Annotated in this window: 14 protein-coding genes; 12 read left to right on the forward strand and 2 right to left on the reverse strand. The window is 44.7% G+C overall.

All coding sequences use genetic code 11. The features are described 5' to 3' along the window. Nucleotides 1–12 precede the first annotated feature (12 nt). The 4 genes from trpCF to J8Z23_RS10445 all read left to right on the forward strand — a co-directional run bounded on the left by trpCF (nt 13) and on the right by J8Z23_RS10445 (nt 4,410). Nucleotides 13–1,452, forward strand: coding sequence for a bifunctional indole-3-glycerol-phosphate synthase TrpC/phosphoribosylanthranilate isomerase TrpF (gene trpCF / locus J8Z23_RS10430; RefSeq protein ID WP_301659647.1), 1,440 nt, complete (start codon nt 13–15; stop codon nt 1,450–1,452). 64 nt (nt 1,453–1,516) lie between these two features. After that, nucleotides 1,517–2,707 carry a tryptophan synthase subunit beta gene (gene trpB, locus J8Z23_RS10435; RefSeq protein ID WP_109169704.1) on the forward strand — a complete coding sequence of 397 codons (1,191 nt, stop codon included), beginning with the start codon at nt 1,517–1,519 and terminating at the stop codon, nt 2,705–2,707. After that, complete coding sequence (trpA, locus tag J8Z23_RS10440) at nt 2,707–3,513, forward strand: tryptophan synthase subunit alpha (RefSeq protein WP_301659648.1); 807 nt, start codon at nt 2,707–2,709, stop codon at nt 3,511–3,513. The genes trpB and trpA overlap by 1 nt, the downstream gene beginning before the upstream one ends. 201 nt (nt 3,514–3,714) lie before the next feature. Then, nucleotides 3,715–4,410: a Crp/Fnr family transcriptional regulator gene (locus J8Z23_RS10445; protein WP_006743300.1), complete on the forward strand. Its 696-nt coding sequence runs from the start codon at nt 3,715–3,717 to the stop codon at nt 4,408–4,410. A gap of 122 nt (nt 4,411–4,532) precedes the next feature. On the opposite strand, the gene J8Z23_RS10450 is transcribed toward J8Z23_RS10445, so the two are convergent. Beyond that, nucleotides 4,533–6,074, reverse strand: a complete 1,542-nt coding sequence (locus tag J8Z23_RS10450; RefSeq protein ID WP_124008306.1) for a long-chain-fatty-acid--CoA ligase — start codon at nt 6,072–6,074, stop codon at nt 4,533–4,535. Nucleotides 6,075–6,618: 544 nt separating this feature from the next. On the opposite strand from J8Z23_RS10450, the gene J8Z23_RS10455 reads away from it, so the two are divergent. From J8Z23_RS10455 to gspS2, 8 genes are all read left to right on the forward strand, one after another. Then, on the forward strand, nt 6,619–7,878 hold the full coding sequence (locus J8Z23_RS10455) for a dicarboxylate/amino acid:cation symporter (RefSeq protein WP_012841620.1): 1,260 nt from the start codon (nt 6,619–6,621) through the stop codon (nt 7,876–7,878). 156 nt (nt 7,879–8,034) lie between these two features. After that, entirely contained in the window at nt 8,035–9,219 is a 1,185-nt protein-coding gene (locus J8Z23_RS10460; RefSeq protein ID WP_434633409.1) for an acyl-homoserine-lactone synthase, read from the forward strand. Then, entirely contained in the window at nt 9,212–11,752 is a 2,541-nt protein-coding gene (gene luxN / locus J8Z23_RS10465; protein WP_434633411.1) for a quorum-sensing autoinducer 1 sensor kinase/phosphatase LuxN, read from the forward strand. Before J8Z23_RS10460 ends, luxN begins: the two co-directional genes overlap by 8 nt. A gap of 111 nt (nt 11,753–11,863) precedes the next feature. After that, a complete protein-coding gene (locus J8Z23_RS10470) occupies nt 11,864–12,106 on the forward strand; it encodes a hypothetical protein (RefSeq protein WP_005392851.1) in 243 nt (80 codons plus the stop codon). Nucleotides 12,107–12,309: 203 nt separating this feature from the next. Next, a complete protein-coding gene (locus tag J8Z23_RS10475) occupies nt 12,310–12,873 on the forward strand; it encodes a septation protein A (RefSeq protein ID WP_005392849.1) in 564 nt (187 codons plus the stop codon). 226 nt (nt 12,874–13,099) lie between these two features. Continuing rightward, nucleotides 13,100–13,495 carry an acyl-CoA thioester hydrolase YciA gene (yciA, locus tag J8Z23_RS10480; RefSeq protein ID WP_012841618.1) on the forward strand — a complete coding sequence of 132 codons (396 nt, stop codon included), beginning with the start codon at nt 13,100–13,102 and terminating at the stop codon, nt 13,493–13,495. A gap of 115 nt (nt 13,496–13,610) precedes the next feature. Continuing rightward, on the forward strand, nt 13,611–13,907 hold the full coding sequence (locus tag J8Z23_RS10485) for a YciI family protein (RefSeq protein ID WP_005392847.1): 297 nt from the start codon (nt 13,611–13,613) through the stop codon (nt 13,905–13,907). A gap of 3 nt (nt 13,908–13,910) precedes the next feature. Next, nucleotides 13,911–14,303 carry a GspS/AspS pilotin family protein gene (gene gspS2, locus J8Z23_RS10490; protein WP_170902981.1) on the forward strand — a complete coding sequence of 131 codons (393 nt, stop codon included), beginning with the start codon at nt 13,911–13,913 and terminating at the stop codon, nt 14,301–14,303. Nucleotides 14,304–14,435: 132 nt separating this feature from the next. Here gspS2 and metE read toward each other — a convergent pair whose 3' ends face one another. Then, the gene (gene metE / locus J8Z23_RS10495) at nt 14,436–16,718 is read right to left on the reverse strand and encodes a 5-methyltetrahydropteroyltriglutamate--homocysteine S-methyltransferase (RefSeq protein ID WP_434633413.1); all 2,283 of its coding nucleotides are present in this window, start codon (nt 16,716–16,718) and stop codon (nt 14,436–14,438) included. Nucleotides 16,719–16,867 lie beyond the last annotated feature (149 nt).

Raw genomic sequence — 16,867 nt, forward strand, 5'->3', positions numbered from 1 at the left:
GAATTGAAGAAGATGACTGACTTCAACACTCAGCAAGCTAACAACCTGTCTGAACACGTTTCTAAGAAAGAAGCAGAAATGGCAGAAGTACTGGCGAAAATTGTCCGCGACAAATATCAGTGGGTAGCAGACCGTAAGGTGTCTCAACCGCTAAGCACATTTCAGTCTGATTTGCTGCCATCGGACCGCAGCTTCTACGATACTCTGAGTGGCGAAAAGACGGCATTCATCACCGAATGTAAGAAGGCATCTCCTTCTAAAGGTCTGATTCGTGATCACTTCGACTTGGATTACATTGCATCGGTTTACAACAACCACGCAGATGCAATTTCAGTCCTAACAGACGAAAAGTACTTCCAAGGTAACTTTGACTTTCTTCCTCAAGTACGTGGTCAAGTCAAACAACCGGTTCTGTGCAAAGACTTCATGGTAGACACCTACCAAGTTTACCTGGCGCGTCATTACAGTGCTGATGCTGTCTTGCTAATGCTGTCTGTCCTCAATGACGAAGAATACAAAGCCCTAGAAGAAGCAGCACACAGCCTGAACATGGGTATCCTGACCGAAGTCAGCAACGAAGAAGAGCTTCACCGTGCCGTTGAGCTAGGCGCTCGCGTTATCGGCATCAATAACCGTAACCTTCGCGACCTAAGCACCGATTTGAATCGTACTAAAGAACTGGCACCGACAATTCGCGAATTAGCACCAAACGCTACCGTGATTTCAGAGTCTGGCATTTATACGCATCAACAAGTTCGTGATTTAGCGGAATACGCAGACGGATTCTTGATTGGTAGCTCGCTGATGGCAGAAGACAACCTTGAACTGGCAGTACGCAAAGTGACGCTGGGCGAAAACAAAGTCTGTGGTCTCACTCATCCAGATGATGCAGCGAAAGCATATCAAGCTGGTGCGGTATTTGGTGGCCTGATTTTCGTTGAGAAGTCGAAGCGCGCCGTTGATCTTGAAGGCGCTCGCTTAACCATGAGCGGTGCCCCACTGAACTACGTAGGCGTGTTCCAAAACCACGATATCGATTTTGTTGCTTCTGTCGTGACCTCTTTGGGTTTGAAAGCGGTGCAGTTGCACGGCCAAGAACACCAAGCTTACGTTAACCAGCTAAAAGCAGAGTTGCCAGCGTGTGTTGAAATCTGGAAAGCTTACGGCGTGACTGATGCCAAGCCAGAACTACTTGCAGAAAACATTGACCGCCATTTATTAGATGCGCAAGTTGGCACTCAAACTGGCGGAACTGGTCAAGTGTTCGACTGGTCACTGATCGGCGACCCAAGTCAAATTATGCTAGCAGGCGGACTGTCGCCAGAAAATGCTCAACAAGCAGCGACACTAGGTTGCTTGGGATTAGATTTAAACTCTGGTGTAGAAAGCGCACCAGGCAAAAAAGATTCACTGAAGTTGCTCGCGGCCTTCACCGCCATTCGCAACTACTAAAGCTGTATTTCAGCTAAAAAATTTAAAGCTATTCGTAGCGAAAAATACGAGAAGGAATATAACGATGGCAAAACTGAATGCCTACTTTGGCGAATACGGCGGTCAGTACGTTCCGCAAATTCTAGTTCCAGCACTGGAGCAACTAGAGCAAGCGTTTATCGACGCGCAAGAAGATCCAGAATTCCGCAGCGAATTCATGACGCTTCTTCAAGAGTATGCGGGCCGTCCAACGGCTTTGACTCTAACTCGTAACCTAACCAAAGGTACGAAAACCAAACTGTACCTAAAACGTGAAGATCTGCTTCACGGTGGCGCGCACAAGACCAACCAAGTGTTAGGTCAAGCTCTGCTTGCGAAACGCATGGGTAAAAACGAAATCATCGCAGAAACCGGCGCAGGTCAACACGGCGTAGCAACTGCACTAGCGTGTGCGCTACTTGGTCTGAAATGTCGTGTTTACATGGGTGCAAAAGACGTTGAACGCCAAAGCCCGAACGTATTCCGTATGAAACTCATGGGTGCAGAAGTAATTCCGGTTCACTCAGGTTCAGCAACACTTAAAGACGCATGTAACGAAGCGCTACGCGACTGGTCTGCAACTTATGAAGACGCGCACTACCTACTAGGTACAGCGGCTGGTCCTCACCCATTCCCAACCATCGTGCGTGATTTCCAACGCATGATCGGTGAAGAAACTAAGAATCAGATTTTGGCACGTGAAGGTCGTCTTCCTGACGCAGTTATCGCGTGTGTGGGCGGCGGTTCAAACGCGATTGGTATGTTTGCTGACTTCATCGAAGAAGAAAGCGTTCGCCTCATTGGTGTTGAGCCAGCAGGTAAAGGTATCGATACTGACCAACACGGTGCACCACTTAAACATGGCAAAACGGGCATCTTCTTTGGTATGAAAGCGCCATTGATGCAAGATCTAAACGGCCAAGTTGAGGAGTCTTACTCTGTATCTGCGGGTCTTGATTTCCCTTCAGTTGGTCCACAGCACGCACACCTAAACGCAATTGGCCGTGCAGAATACGACAACGTAACTGACGACGAAGCGCTCGAGGCATTCCAAGAACTGGCTCGCAGCGAAGGGATCATCCCAGCTCTAGAGTCTTCTCACGCTCTAGCTCATGCATTGCGCATGGCTCGTGAGAATCCTGAGAAAGAACAACTATTGGTCGTAAACCTATCTGGTCGTGGTGACAAAGACATCTTCACCGTACACGCCATCCTAGAAGAAAAAGGAGTGATTTAATGAGCCGTTATGAGAAGATGTTTGCGCGCCTAAACGAAAAAAAACAAGGCGCATTTGTACCGTTCGTAACGGTTTGCGATCCAAACGCAGAACAATCTTACAAGATCATGGAAACCCTCGTTGAGTCTGGCGCAGACGCCCTTGAACTTGGTATTCCATTTTCAGATCCACTTGCAGATGGCCCAACCATCCAAGGCGCGAACATTCGTGCGCTAGATTCAGGCGCTACACCAGATATCTGCTTTGAACAAATTGGTAAGATTCGTGCTAAATACCCAGAGCTACCTATTGGCCTTCTGATGTACGCGAACTTAGTTTACTCACGCGGTGTCGAAAACTTCTACGAGCGCTGTGCAAAAGCAGGCATCGATTCTGTTTTGATTGCAGACGTACCAACCAATGAAAGTGCAGAGTTTGTTGCAGCAGCAGAGAAGTTTGGTATTCACCCAATCTTTATCGCGCCACCTACAGCCAGTGACGAAACGCTTAAACAAGTATCAGAGCTTGGCGGTGGATATACTTATCTACTCTCTCGTGCTGGCGTGACAGGCGCAGAGACAAAAGCAAATATGCCTGTTGGTCACATGTTAGATAGATTAAACCAGTTCGATGCACCACCAGCGCTGCTTGGCTTCGGTATTTCTGAACCAGCACAGGTGAAACAAGCAATAGAGTCTGGCGCAGCAGGGGCCATCTCCGGCTCAGCTGTGGTGAAAATCATTGAAGCGAATGTCGAGCAGCCACAAATTATGCTCGATAAACTTGGTGATTTTGTGTCAGCGATGAAAGCTGCCACTCAGAAATAATTTCCATTTGATGTAACGCTATAGCGCCCGCTTAACATTCTGTTTAGCGGGCGTTTTCTTGTATGGCGTTTATACCATATCATTTTTTATTCAACGCCCGCACTTTCCAAACCAATCTAAAGCAGAGCAATCAAAGAGTGATAAACTTTGCCACTTAACCAGCACAAATAATAGCTAGAGCAGGATGCAGTAAGGTTGCACATGGAAGAAGTCAAAGCATTATTAGCCAAATGTCCTGTATTATCAGGGCTGCCCGAGAAAGGACTTAGTGAAGCAGCACAAATAGCTAAAGTTCGCTGTTTCGACGAAAAAGCACTGATTTGCAATAAAGGGGAACCTCAATCTTCTCTTATGGTCATTGCACAGGGTGCCGTACGAATTAATTCGATGAGTTCAAAAGGCAAAGAAGTCACATTAATGATTTTCGAGGCAGGAGGCTGGTTTGGAGACAATGTTTTTTCTCCCGGCATGCCGCGTATTTTTGGCGCAACCGCGCATTCGGGCGTGACCTTACTGGAACTACCTGGTGATAAGTTTCGCCAATTACTCGCCAAATATCCTCAAAGTTACCCTACGATTCTCGACTTACTTAGCCGCCGCTTATGGTCTGCAATTTCTGTTATCGAAGATGATGCGATTAGAGGAATCGAAGAGCGGATTGCAAGAAGGTTGCTGTTGCTTGCTGAATACCAACACAACCAAGCTATCAATACTCAGCCGTGTGTCGTGAGAGTGACTAGAGAGCATATCGCCAACATGATGGGGCTAACTCGTCAAAGTGTTCATAAAGTACTAAAAAACTTAGAGAGTATTGGGATGCTAGAACTGAAATATGGTTCAGTGACCATTACCAATCCAAAACGCTTAGAAGCGCACATAAAACAACTCGAACAATAGAGTAAACAGATAGTTCATGTGTACACGCTAGCGAGAGATTGCCATCTTCTATTCTTGAGTAACGTGCACAACACCACTCGCTCCAGACAAGTGGCGCTGTAACCCAAAGTTCATTGAATTGACTAAGCCACATTCAATTCAGATTTCAATTCACGCTTTAAAATCTTTCCTGTCGCACTCATCGGGAGATGCTCACGAATTTCAACATAACGAGGATATTTAAAAGAGGCTAACTGCTCTTTGCCCCACTTTTGTAATGTTTCCGCGTCAATGTACTCTCCCGGTTTAAGCACAACGTAAGCCTTTATCTCTTCGCCATACTCTTCATTTGGAATCCCTATCACCGCTACCATTGAGATTGCAGGATGAGTCATAAACACTTCTTCAATTTCTCTAGGGTAAACGTTAAATCCACCTCGAATGATCAGATCTTTCATTCTATCGACGATAAATAGATTACCTGAACTGTCAAAACGGCCAACATCACCAGTATGGAACCAGCCATTTTGTAGCGCGGATTCAGTGACTTCCGGGCGGTCAAGGTATCCCTTCATAACATTATGCCCACGCACAACAATCTCACCTTCTTCACCGATCGGTAGCGCATTGCCTTCAATGTCGACAACTTTTACTTCAACGCCTTGAATCGCTTGACCTACCGATCCTGGTATACGTTCCTGATCTAAATGATTAAAACATGCAATAGGACTTGTTTCTGATAACCCGTATCCTTCAAGAATTGGGACATTAAATTGTTCCTCAAAGGATCTAAAGATTTCGGTTGGCAACGGGGCTCCACCGCTGATAGCAACACGTAGTGAGGATGTATCAAATTGGTGCTGGACATGAAGCAAGCCGATATACATCGTTGGCACTCCAGCAAACAACGTCACTTTGTGTTTTTCCATCAGCTCAAGAACATGTTTAGGCTCAAACCTAGGCACTAACACCAAGGTTGCCCCGCCCAAAACACTGGCATTTAAGTGGACGGTTTGACCAAAGGTATGAAATAAAGGCAAAGTTACTAAGTGAATATCATCGGCCTGGCTGCCCATAATGTTTTGTGCCACCAGAGCATTCATTATGATGTTCTGCTGCGTCAGTTCAGCTCCTTTTGGTAAGCCTGTCGTCCCTGATGTATACAAAATAACACAAGTATCATCCGCATTACGCGGTACATAATCTGACAATGGTTCTGCATCCGCTATAAACGCATTGAGAGTTGGCACACCATTCCATTCGTTTTCACTTTGAGATTGAGTCATCACGACCATATTTTCACATATATCAGCCTGCTCAAACGCTTTAACCCCCTCTTTTGCCATTGGCAGTTCTGCTGTCCCTTCAAAACAGAAGTAAAACTTCGCTTTTGAATCTTCTAAGTGATACTTAATTTCTCGCGCTTTCAAAAGCACATTTAATGGGACAGCAACCGCGCCAGCTTTTTGTATCGCATAATAAACAAACGCGAAAAAAGGAATGTTTGGGCATGAGAGCGCAATACGATCGCCCGGAACGACCCCTTTGTTGATTAAAGATGCCGCGATCTTTCCGGTAATCGCATCAAACTGCGCATAAGTTATCTCGACATCACCACATATCAACGCCGTCTTATCTGGTTTACTCGCAGCATTTCTTTGTAATGCAGCAGCAAGATTCATCATAATCGCTTCACCTCTTACTTGTTGATTTTCGTTTTATCGGCTCGGGAGCATTAGCAGAGAGAGCACTCCCCTACACTAAAATGTTGGCACTTAATATTTGTCTCGCCCATTTCTGATTAACATTATGTTTACAATGCAATCAAAACTAAGAATGTAAAACAATTAACATTTCACAAAGCTAATTGGTAAAAGTGTGAGCTTGAAAGAACTTAATTGTTATAAATATCAATCCAAGTCACGCAAGACGCAGACTACGATCGCAAACACAAAACTCATCTCAGTTAACAAAAAATAAACAAGAAAAAGAAATAAACAAAAACAATTACACAGCTAACAGGCATAACAAAAATCAATAGCAAACGTTTGCTATGAACAAAACTTTATCGTTCGTCAATAAAATATCGATTAATCCATCAATAATACCTTGCTGCATATTGCCAATTGTAAACGATAAGTGTAAAAAGCAAGGCGAGATAATTATCCATAAAACCATTTATGGTTAGTGGGTAATTTTAGGATTTTACATTTTATTAGCACAGAGGTTATGGAAGTGTTAAAAGAAAAGAGTTTGCTAAACAACATTGGCGTACAAGTCGTAATCGCCATGATCGTGGGCACAGCCGTTGGTGCCATGATGGGTCATGATGCGACAGTGTTCGCTCCTTTAGGTGCTATCTTTATCAACTTAATCAAAATGTTGGTTATTCCTTTGGTCGCTGTAGCCTTGATTTCTGGCGCAGCTGGTCTTGGGAACAGCCAGTCAGCAGGCAAAGTTGGCATCGTCACTCTAGGCTATTTTGGTTTAACATCCGCCCTAGCCGTTGCGCTTGCACTATTTATGGGTGAAGTATTCCAACCAGGCATGGGGATCGACGTCTCTGGCGTTGAAGGCATGTTCTCAGCAGAATACGCTTCAAAAGGTGAACTACCTACTTTCTGGGCAACCATCACTGGTATGATCCCAACCAACGTTTTCCAATCACTAAATGAAGCAAACATCCTACAGATCCTCGTTTTCTGTATGTTCTTTGGTATTGCAATTTCTAAGCAAGCAAAAGAGCGTCGTGAGCCAATCATTAATGGTGTTAACTGCATCGTTGACGCAATGGTTTGGATGATCAACAAAGTGATGATCATTGCCCCTATCGGCGTGTTCGGTCTGATGGCAGAAGCAGTCGGTACATTCGGTTTTGGCGCACTAATGGTGGTATTCAAACTGTTCGTTGTTTACGTTGCCGCAATCCTAATCTTCGGTTTCGTTGTTTACCCAGCAATGGTGCATATTTTCACCAAGACATCAGCGAAGAAGTTCCTGTCTTCAATGAAAAAACCACAAGCTGTTGCGCTTTCAACGGCCTCTTCTATGGCAACACTGCCTGTCACAATGGACACCTGTGAAAAAGAACTGGGCGTAAAAAATTCAACCGCGTCATTTGTTCTGCCTCTAGGCGCAACGATCAACATGTCAGGTAATGCGATTTACTATGGCTTGGTTGCTATCTTCTTTGCTCAACTGTTCAATATCGATCTAGGTATGGGCGCTTACATTGCAATTATCGTAACGTCTACATTGGGTGCGGTTGGTCAAGCGGGTGTTCCTGGTCCTTCTTTCCTAGTGGTTGCCGTGCTTCTTGCCGCTGGCATTCCAATTGAAGGTTTACCACTGCTATTCGCTCTTGACCGTATTTTCGATATGATTCGTACAGCACTAAACATCACAGGTGATGCAGCATGTGCAGTTATCGTTGATGCGCTAATTGAAGAGGAAGCGGCAGAAGCTGAGCTTAAAAAGCAAGAAGCTTAGTCCTTTCTCGAATGAACTAAAAACCGCTCACTATGAGCGGTTTTTTTTGTCTTTTCTTGCATTACGTAACTATATAAATAGAAACCAATAGCATAAATTTATCAAAATGATATAAACCATTACAAAATATAAAAAACGTCAGAACTAGGTTATATCATGAGTCTTAAGCTGTCTTTGGAGCCCCTCGCCAGTACAGATTTGCCGATCGAGTCAAAACAACAGGCGCTGGTTGACACGGTTCTTCTTACTCTTACACCGCAAGGAAGGTCTTCTCTTTTTCAACAAGTTGCTTTGTATAGAATAAAGCTTCTTAAATCCCTCTTTCCTAAATACGCATCTAAGAGTCTGTCCGTACTGTTTGAATTAATAGATTATCGAGATTTAGTACAGCAGTATCCAACGCCTTTCTCCGAAGAGGCGCTCTTAATTGAACAAATTGCCGCAGATTGTTACCCGCATTGGATGGTTTTCTGGTGTGAATGTGAGATTGCTGCGATCAAGCAAAAGCACCCTTTAAATGAAGCGACAAGACCAACTCAGCTCTCGTTTGACGACCGCGACTATTCAAGCATATTGATCGAAGATATTGCCGAATGCGACCTAAAGGTAACACTGCCAAATCACGCTGCATTAATGCCGATTTCCGAAGCAATCACACTGAGCAATCTTGAGCTCTTCGTCCAAACTGAACAATGGTTTGAGATATTGTCTCTATTATCACTCTCGCAGAAAGGTCAACACTTTGTGCTATTGTTCAAGCAGTCATCTACACCAATCATGGTCTCCTCCGCTTTGGTGCAAAACTGGCACCAAAGAAATACCTGGCTCAGCTATTCATCACCATTTAGTAGTGAGCAATGGCAGTTTTGCCTTCCTGATTATGGCTACATTACTCTTAATCAATTAGGCCTTTGGGGAGGTAACGATCTAACTCGCCAACGGACTCTTATTGAATTTGATGCGCAGTTCCAATCTCACTTGAAAAACACTGAAGCGGTTTGCGAAGTGCTGCGTCTGACAGTGGGTGGCAACATCCAACAAAAACTGTACTTTTTGTATTTGGCACAAAAAGCATTGATGAGTGAGCTATATAAAGCAGGCTATAAGCTCAGCTTTACCATTATTGAACAAATATTTATGTTAAATTTCTATCAATCTATTGATTTAGAGGCCTACTTTCACTCAGGATACCGCGACATTAACGGTGACGGTACCAAGACATACCGCGGTTTCTGGAATTTAGGTATGATGGTTGAAGCATTTCAAGACATACAGTTTCGCGACTACAAACACCGCGTACGAACAAAAAGAATTGATGAAAAGGTGAATGTACATGCTTGATATTCATCTTCACGGCCTTTTTTATCCAAAAGCAATGACGCTATACGCCACTGTACTGGTGGTGTTCGCTTGGTTGTTATATTACTGCTATCGCCTAAAACAGAAGAGTGAAACGATTTTAGGCTCGCATCATGCGCCGTACATTGCTTATTCTAGTTGCATCATCGTTTGGATCAGCAGTAACGCATACTTCCATACCGATTTATTGCCGGAGTTGGGGTCCGCTGGCGGTATTTTTATGGCTAAGTTGGCGAACTTGGCGTCATTCTTTGCCTTTGCATTCGCGTTCTATTTTTCTTGCCAGCTAGCGGCTGATATCAAAAAAACTGCGGTCAAAGCCTGGCAAAAAATCGTCTTTGTGGCACTAGCAACGTACTCGCTTTACATCAACTTAGTACCAAACCTTACTGTCGAAAATGTCACCATTAGCGGTCCAAGCCAGTTCGTGATCGAGTTTGGTCCCCACACCTCATATTTCTTTATTAGTTTGCTGACATTTGTGGTATTAACCCTGCTGAACTTGATTACCATGCGAGCGAACAGCAGCAAACTCACGCTGGCAAAAAGTAACTATATGATCGCTGGCATTTTGGTCTTCATGTTATCAACTGCAGTGATACACCTTGGAATGACTTACTTCCTTGGTGACTTTTCCTTAACCTGGTTACCACCAGCACTTTCAATTAGTGAAATGTTGTTTGTAGGCTATGCCCTGCTTACCTCTCGCTTTTATAGCGCTAAATACCTCACATACTTAACCGTTAGCGCACTGTTTGTCTGTGCCATTTTCGTTCTCCCGCTGGGCGCAATATTTATTCCTATCTCGGAAGATAACCAATGGCTTGTAGCGGTGCCTTTATGCGCACTCATCGGTATCACTTGGCACTTGCTTTACAAACGCGTCAGTCGTTTCGCGTCCTATTTTATTTATGGGAAACGACATACACCCGTTCAACAAATTCTTGGATTAGAAGAAGAGTTTAAACGCTCAATAGATGATGCTATGCGCCAGTTAGCAGCGTTACTGAATATACCAAATAATAAATTGCAGCTCGTCACCAGCAGTTACACCGAAACGTTTTATGAAGATTATCTGCCGTCAAGCAAGTCTGTTCTCGTGCTTGATGAACTGTCTGAAGAAATTGATTATGCCTCCTCGTCTAAAGGCTCAATGCGCAAGCTCTACGAACGTATGCGATCCAGCAATACGGCGCTCGTAATGCCTCTTTTTGGTCGTGGAAAGTCCGTTACGCACTTACTGATTTCTTCACACAAAATGGATAATAAGCTGTTTTCTAATGAAGAAATTTCAGCATTGCAAACCTTATTAGTTCGCATCCAGAGCACCATCGAGGCCGATAGAAAAGTACGCCAAAGCCGTGCGCTCGCTAACTCTATTGCGCATGAAATGCGTAACCCTCTCGCTCAAGTTCAATTACGATTTGAAGCTTTAAAACAGCATATCGAATCAAACGCTGCACTTGAGACGTTAAAGAGTGAGATTGATAAAGGAGAAGCAGCGATTCAGCGTGGTCGCCAACTCATCGACATTATTTTGCGAGAAGTCAGCGACAGCTCACCTGAGCACGAACCCTTAACTATTACGTCTATACATAAAGCTGTCGATCAAGCGGTCAGCCGTTATGGCTTTGAAAACGATCAAATAATTGAAAGGATCAATCTGCCCCAAGAGCACGATTTTGTCGCGAAATTAAACGAAACTCTGTTTAACTTTGTCATTTTCAATTTGATTCGCAATGCTATCTACTATTTTGATTCTTATCCCGATAGTCAAATTGAGATTCGTAGCCAAACGGGGGCCTACGAAAACATTCTGGTCTTCCGAGATAGTGGCCCTGGCATAGATAGCAGTATCTTACACAAGATATTTGACGACTTCTTCTCGTATCAAAAAAGTGGCGGCAGCGGCCTTGGTTTGGGCTACTGTCAACGCGTGATGCGCTCTTTTGGCGGACGAATTGAGTGCCAGTCTGAATTGGGCGAATTTACTGAGTTCTACTTGTATTTCCCGGTCGTCCCAAACGCACCCAAACCAGAGACGTTGAGAACACCGGACTTCAATGGCTGGAAAGTAAATGCACCACATTCTGAACCTCGCACAGCCCAACACGTACAAGTAAGTAACGATGCACCAACAGTGCTCATTGTTGATGACAAAGAGGTGCAGCGTACTTTGGTTCAAATGTACTTAAAAAGGCTGGGAGTCAACAGCTTACAAGCAAATAATGGCGCTTCTGCGGTGGAGCTATTTCAGTCGCACAAGATTGATTTGGTGCTTATGGATGTACAGATGCCAGTGATGAATGGATTTGACGCAAGCCAACGAATTAAGCAAATTGCGTCTTCCGTTCCGATCATCGCACTATCTGGAGAGTCTGGAGCCAAAGAGCTGGAGCTCATTGCGAAACTCATGGATGACAGACTTGAAAAGCCAACCACGTTAAATGCGCTCCAAACCGTCATCAAGCGCTGGTTGCAACATGAGAGTTTTGCTACTTCTAACACTTTCTAATTTGCGAAGATAAAACTGGCACTAGATGTGCATTACTGAAGTAAATCGAATTATCCAGAGGGTCAAGCAAGCTGCAAATGGTTAGCGGATGAGCTTGATAAGGAGATCGCCATGTTACTTCATCGACACACATACTACGGCTTGATTCATCATGGAATCAAAGCACTACTACTCGATCGCTTAGGCCACTATACAGAAGAAGAATACCATCAGTATTTGAGCCTAATGACCGGCAAATCCACTTGCTTTACGATGTCTCTCGAAGAGCTTGAAGCAACCGTTGATAACCTGTTACGTGAAGGCTATTTAGAAGATGTCAAAACGCTTATTTCTCAATATCAACGTGTTGCTTAAATCTTAAATTCTATCAACTCAATTGCCGCTTTATCGCGGCAATTTTTATGCCTTCGATTTACTACTTCATCTTTGCGAAATGTAGCTTGTTGTATCATTCAGTCAGGGGATTACTTCTCTTACCTCTAACCTTGACGGTATTCACATCTTGTCAGATTCCGTTAGACTGTCTTCAATTCACTAATTAGGTAGATTTTGCCACCATGAAGCAAATCCTAGATTTTATCCCACTCATCGTCTTCTTCGCTTTGTACAAGATGTACGACATCTACGCAGCAACAGGAGCGCTGATCGTTGCAACGGCAATTCAGCTTGTCGTCACCTATGCTCTGTATAAAAAAGTCGAGAAAATGCAGCTAATTACGTTCGTTATCGTGACGATATTTGGCAGCATGACCCTTTTCTTCCACGACGACAATTTCATAAAATGGAAAGTCACCATCATTTATGTGATTCTAGCTATCGGTTTAGCAGCGAGTCACGCAATGGGGAAATCGGCCATTAAAGGCATGTTGGGCAAAGAAATTTCACTACCTGATGCTATTTGGGCGAAGATCAACTGGGCTTGGGTCGGCTTCTTCTCATTCTTTGCTGGTCTGAACATTTATATCGCTTACGAGCTACCACTGGATGTTTGGGTCAACTTCAAAGTATTCGGAATGTTGATTGCGACATTTGCCTACATGATTGCGACTGGCTTCTACATTTACAAACACATGCCAAAAGAACAAAAAAATAACTCATCCGATGTGTCGACTGATGATTAAAAACTCAGTTTTGCTATAATCCGCGCACTTCGCAGCGACCTTCGGGTCGCTGTTTTGCTCCATGTATCACTAAACCGATCAAACGGCATACCGGAATCAGACCATTCTTGCTGCTGTAAACCAACTTTCTCTGGTCCGGTGTCTGTGGTTTTTTAAGGACCTTTGGTTCTAGGTATTTACTATGTTGGCGCTTAGTTTGAGCGCCTTTAAGATTTAGGATGTCACAATGAGTCAAGAAATTAGCTCTCCGAAAGGTCAACTACTGCTTCGTACCCTTGCAATGCCTGCCGATACTAATGCCAATGGCGATATTTTTGGTGGTTGGATTATGTCTCAGCTCGACCTAGCAGGTGCGATTCTGGCCAAAGAGATCTCTTCTGGTCGCGTTGTTACCGTTTCAGTGTCCAGCATTACCTTCAAGAAGCCTGTAGGTGTTGGCGATGTCGTTTGCTGCTATGGCGAATGCACTAAGATTGGTCGCACCTCAATGAGTGTCGATCTGGAAGTATGGGTCAAGCCGGTAAAAGCACACGGTGTCGGCGAGCGCTTCATGGTTTGTGATGCGACTTTCAACTACGTAGCCATTGACAGTGAAGGCAAACCACGCCCGGTTCAGAATTAGTCAACCTACAGCGCTAACTGTTAGAAAGGATCTCACATTTTCTGTTGTTCACTTGTGAGAGACACAAAAAAGGCGTTAAATTAACACTTTACCCTACCAATTAAGGAACTATGCTATGTGGTATGTCATCTTTTCTCAGGACGTCGAGAACTCGCTGGAAAAACGCATGAGCGTTCGCCCGCAACACTTGGAGCGCTTACAAAAGCTTCAAGACGAAGGTCGCCTTCTTACTGCTGGCCCTATGCCTGCGATAGACTCTGACAACCCAGGAGAAGCTGGATTTACGGGCTCGACTGTCATCGCTGAGTTCGCCTCTCTAGAAGACGCTAAAGCGTGGGCAGAAGCCGATCCTTACGTAGCGGCTGGTGTTTACGATAATGTAATCGTGAAACCGTTCAAAAAAGTGTTTTAATTTATGAAAAAATTACTGTGTCTTTTCTTGGCATTTGGTGCGTTAGCGGGCTGTTCATCTACCGATGATAATCAACGCCAGCTTGAGCTATTGGCATCAAACCGAGCGGGAGTCTTGTCCGCAGGTCTCCCTTTGGAATACGGTCCACTGCAGATAATGCGTGTCTCATCCAACAAAAATGTTGTTGAGATGATGATGATTTATAACGATGACGCACTCGGTGCAAAGCCGTTAAATCAAGTACTGAATACCAGTATCTATACCTACTGCAGCAACCCAGAAGTTCGCAAGCAAATTGATATGGGCTTGATGTACCGTATTAAAGTGCGTAACTCTCGCGGTCAGTTGATGGCAGATGAGTTGGTTTCCGCGCAAACTTGTACTCAAATGAAATAGTCACAGTGAGTGCGTTGTTTTCGATACGAGCAATTCATCCGCTATTGCGGGATAGTATAACGACGAAAATGAACGGCTAAGAATAGAAAAACGGAGACAACGGTCTCCGTTTTTATTTGCTAAAAAGTTGCCTTACGCCAGCTCAGCACGAAGTTTCTTCGTCGCTGACACGAGGTTCGCCAATGCCGCTTCTGTCTCTGCCCAGTTACGTGTTTTCAGACCACAGTCTGGGTTCACCCACAAACGTTGTACCGGAATCTTTTCTGCCGCTTTCTTGATTAAGCCTTCAATCCACTCTTCCGCCGGAATGTTTGGTGAGTGAATGTCATAAACACCTGGACCGATTTCATTCGGGTAATTGAACTCTTCAAACGCTTTAAGCAGTTCCATATTTGAGCGTGACGTTTCAATGGTAATCACATCCGCATCGAGCGCCGCGACTGAATCAATGATTTCATTGAACTCGCTGTAACACATGTGAGTGTGAATCTGAGTCTCTGGTTTTGCACTCGCTGCCGAGATCTTAAATGCATCCACCGCCCATTCTAAATACGCTTTGTGATCGCGCTTTTTCAACGGCAGACCTTCACGAATCGCAGGCTCATCGATTTGAATGATATTGATGCCTGCATCTTGCAGATCAGAAACCTCATCACGCAGTGCCAGTGCCAGTTGCTGGGCGATTTCTTGACGAGTAATGTCTTCACGCGGGAATGTCCAACATAAAATCGTTACCGGGCCCGTCAGCATACCTTTCATCTGCTTGCTGGTTAGCGATTGTGCGTACGTCGACCATTCCACCGTAATCGGCTTTTCACGCTCAATGTCAGCAACTACAATGGCTGGTTTCACACAGCGAGAGCCATAACTCTGTACCCAACCAAATTTCGTCGTTTGGAAGCCCGCCAAGTTCTCCGCGAAGTATTCCACCATGTCGTTACGTTCTGCTTCACCATGCACAAGCACATCTAGGTCGAGGGCTTCTTGGCGTTTTACGGCATCCGCAATATGTCCTTTTAATGCTTGGATATAGTCGGACTCAGATAACTGGCCAGTGCGATAAGCGCTGCGCTGAACACGAATTTCACCCGTTTGAGGGAAAGAACCGATTGTCGTGGTTGGCAACAGAGGTAATCCCAATACTTCAGCTTGATGCGCAGCACGCTCCGCGTAAGGTGCGCTGCGCTCGGCAAGTGACGCAGTAATACGGTTTAAACGTGCTTGAACTTTTGGCTTATTCACATGCGTTGCCGTTTTACGTGCTTTGATTGGCTGGCTGTAGGTATCACAAGCGAGAATCGCATCTTGATCACCATCGAGTGCGCGGCCAAGCAAGGCGACTTCTGTTACTTTTTGTTTTGCGAACGCAAACCAGCTTTTCACTTCCTCACTGAGTTCTGTTTCCAGTTCCAGATCAACCGGGCTATGTAGCAAAGAGCATGAGCTCGCCACCCAAAGGTTGTCGCCCAGTTTTTCTTTTACTGGCTGTAGGCGTTCAAGTTGCGCACTCAAATCCGAGCGCCACACGTTACGACCGTTGACCACGCCAGCAGACAGCACCCAACCCTCCGGTAGTTTGGCAACCACGTCGTCAAGCTGCTGAGGCGCGGCAGATAAATCGATATGTAAACCATCCACTGGTAGCTTTACAATTTTGTCTAGCGTATCGCTTATAGAGTCAAAGTACGTCGTTAGCAGCACTTTTACATCGCTTCGAATCACTTGGTACGCTAGCTTGAACGCATCAGCCCACTGACTTTCAAGCTCTAGTGACAAAATTGGCTCATCAATCTGAACCCACTCAACACCTTGACTCGCGAGCTTTGCCAAAATAGCTTGGTAAGCCGTAAGCAATCGTGGCAGTAGCGTCAGGCGATCGAACCCTTCTTCTACCTCTTTACCTAAGTAAAGATAACTAACTGGGCCAAGCAAAACTGGCTTCACTTTATGCCCAGCTTGGGTTGCTTCGTTGACTTCTTCAAACAGTTGAGGCCAGCTCACTTCAAATGTATCGTCCTTGCTAAATTCAGGTACGATGTAGTGGTAGTTTGTGTTGAACCATTTAGTCATATCCGATGCTGCAGCGCCCGCACAGCCGCAACCCGCTTGAGATTGACCGCGACCCACTTTGAATAGCGTATCCAAATCAGGGAAACCGTCTGCGTGACGTTTTGGCACGTGACCCAGTAACAACGTGGTCGTCAGTACATGATCGTACCAAGCAAAATCGCCAGCGGTGGTAAAACTCAAGCCAGCATCTGTTTGCGTTTGCCAGTTTTTAGCTCGCAGATCTGCTCCAACCTTTTTAAGCTCTGCTTGATCAATTTCTCCGCGCCAGTATTTTTCCTGAGCGAATTTTAATTCTCGTTTTTCACCGATGCGTGGATAACCTAGTACGTGCGTTGTTGTAGCCATGTCCCTATTCCTTTTTCAATCTTGTTCAATTTGTTTGGGTCAGAGTATCTTTCGTCATAAAAGATGTCTGGATGGCCAAACTATCGCTCTCATCTGCGGTTTGAACAACGTCCATTTATTCAACTTGTTTATTAAAAAAATTCATCATG

The organism is Vibrio sp. SCSIO 43086, from assembly GCF_051132235.1.
Lineage (GTDB): Bacteria > Pseudomonadota > Gammaproteobacteria > Enterobacterales > Vibrionaceae > Vibrio > Vibrio diabolicus.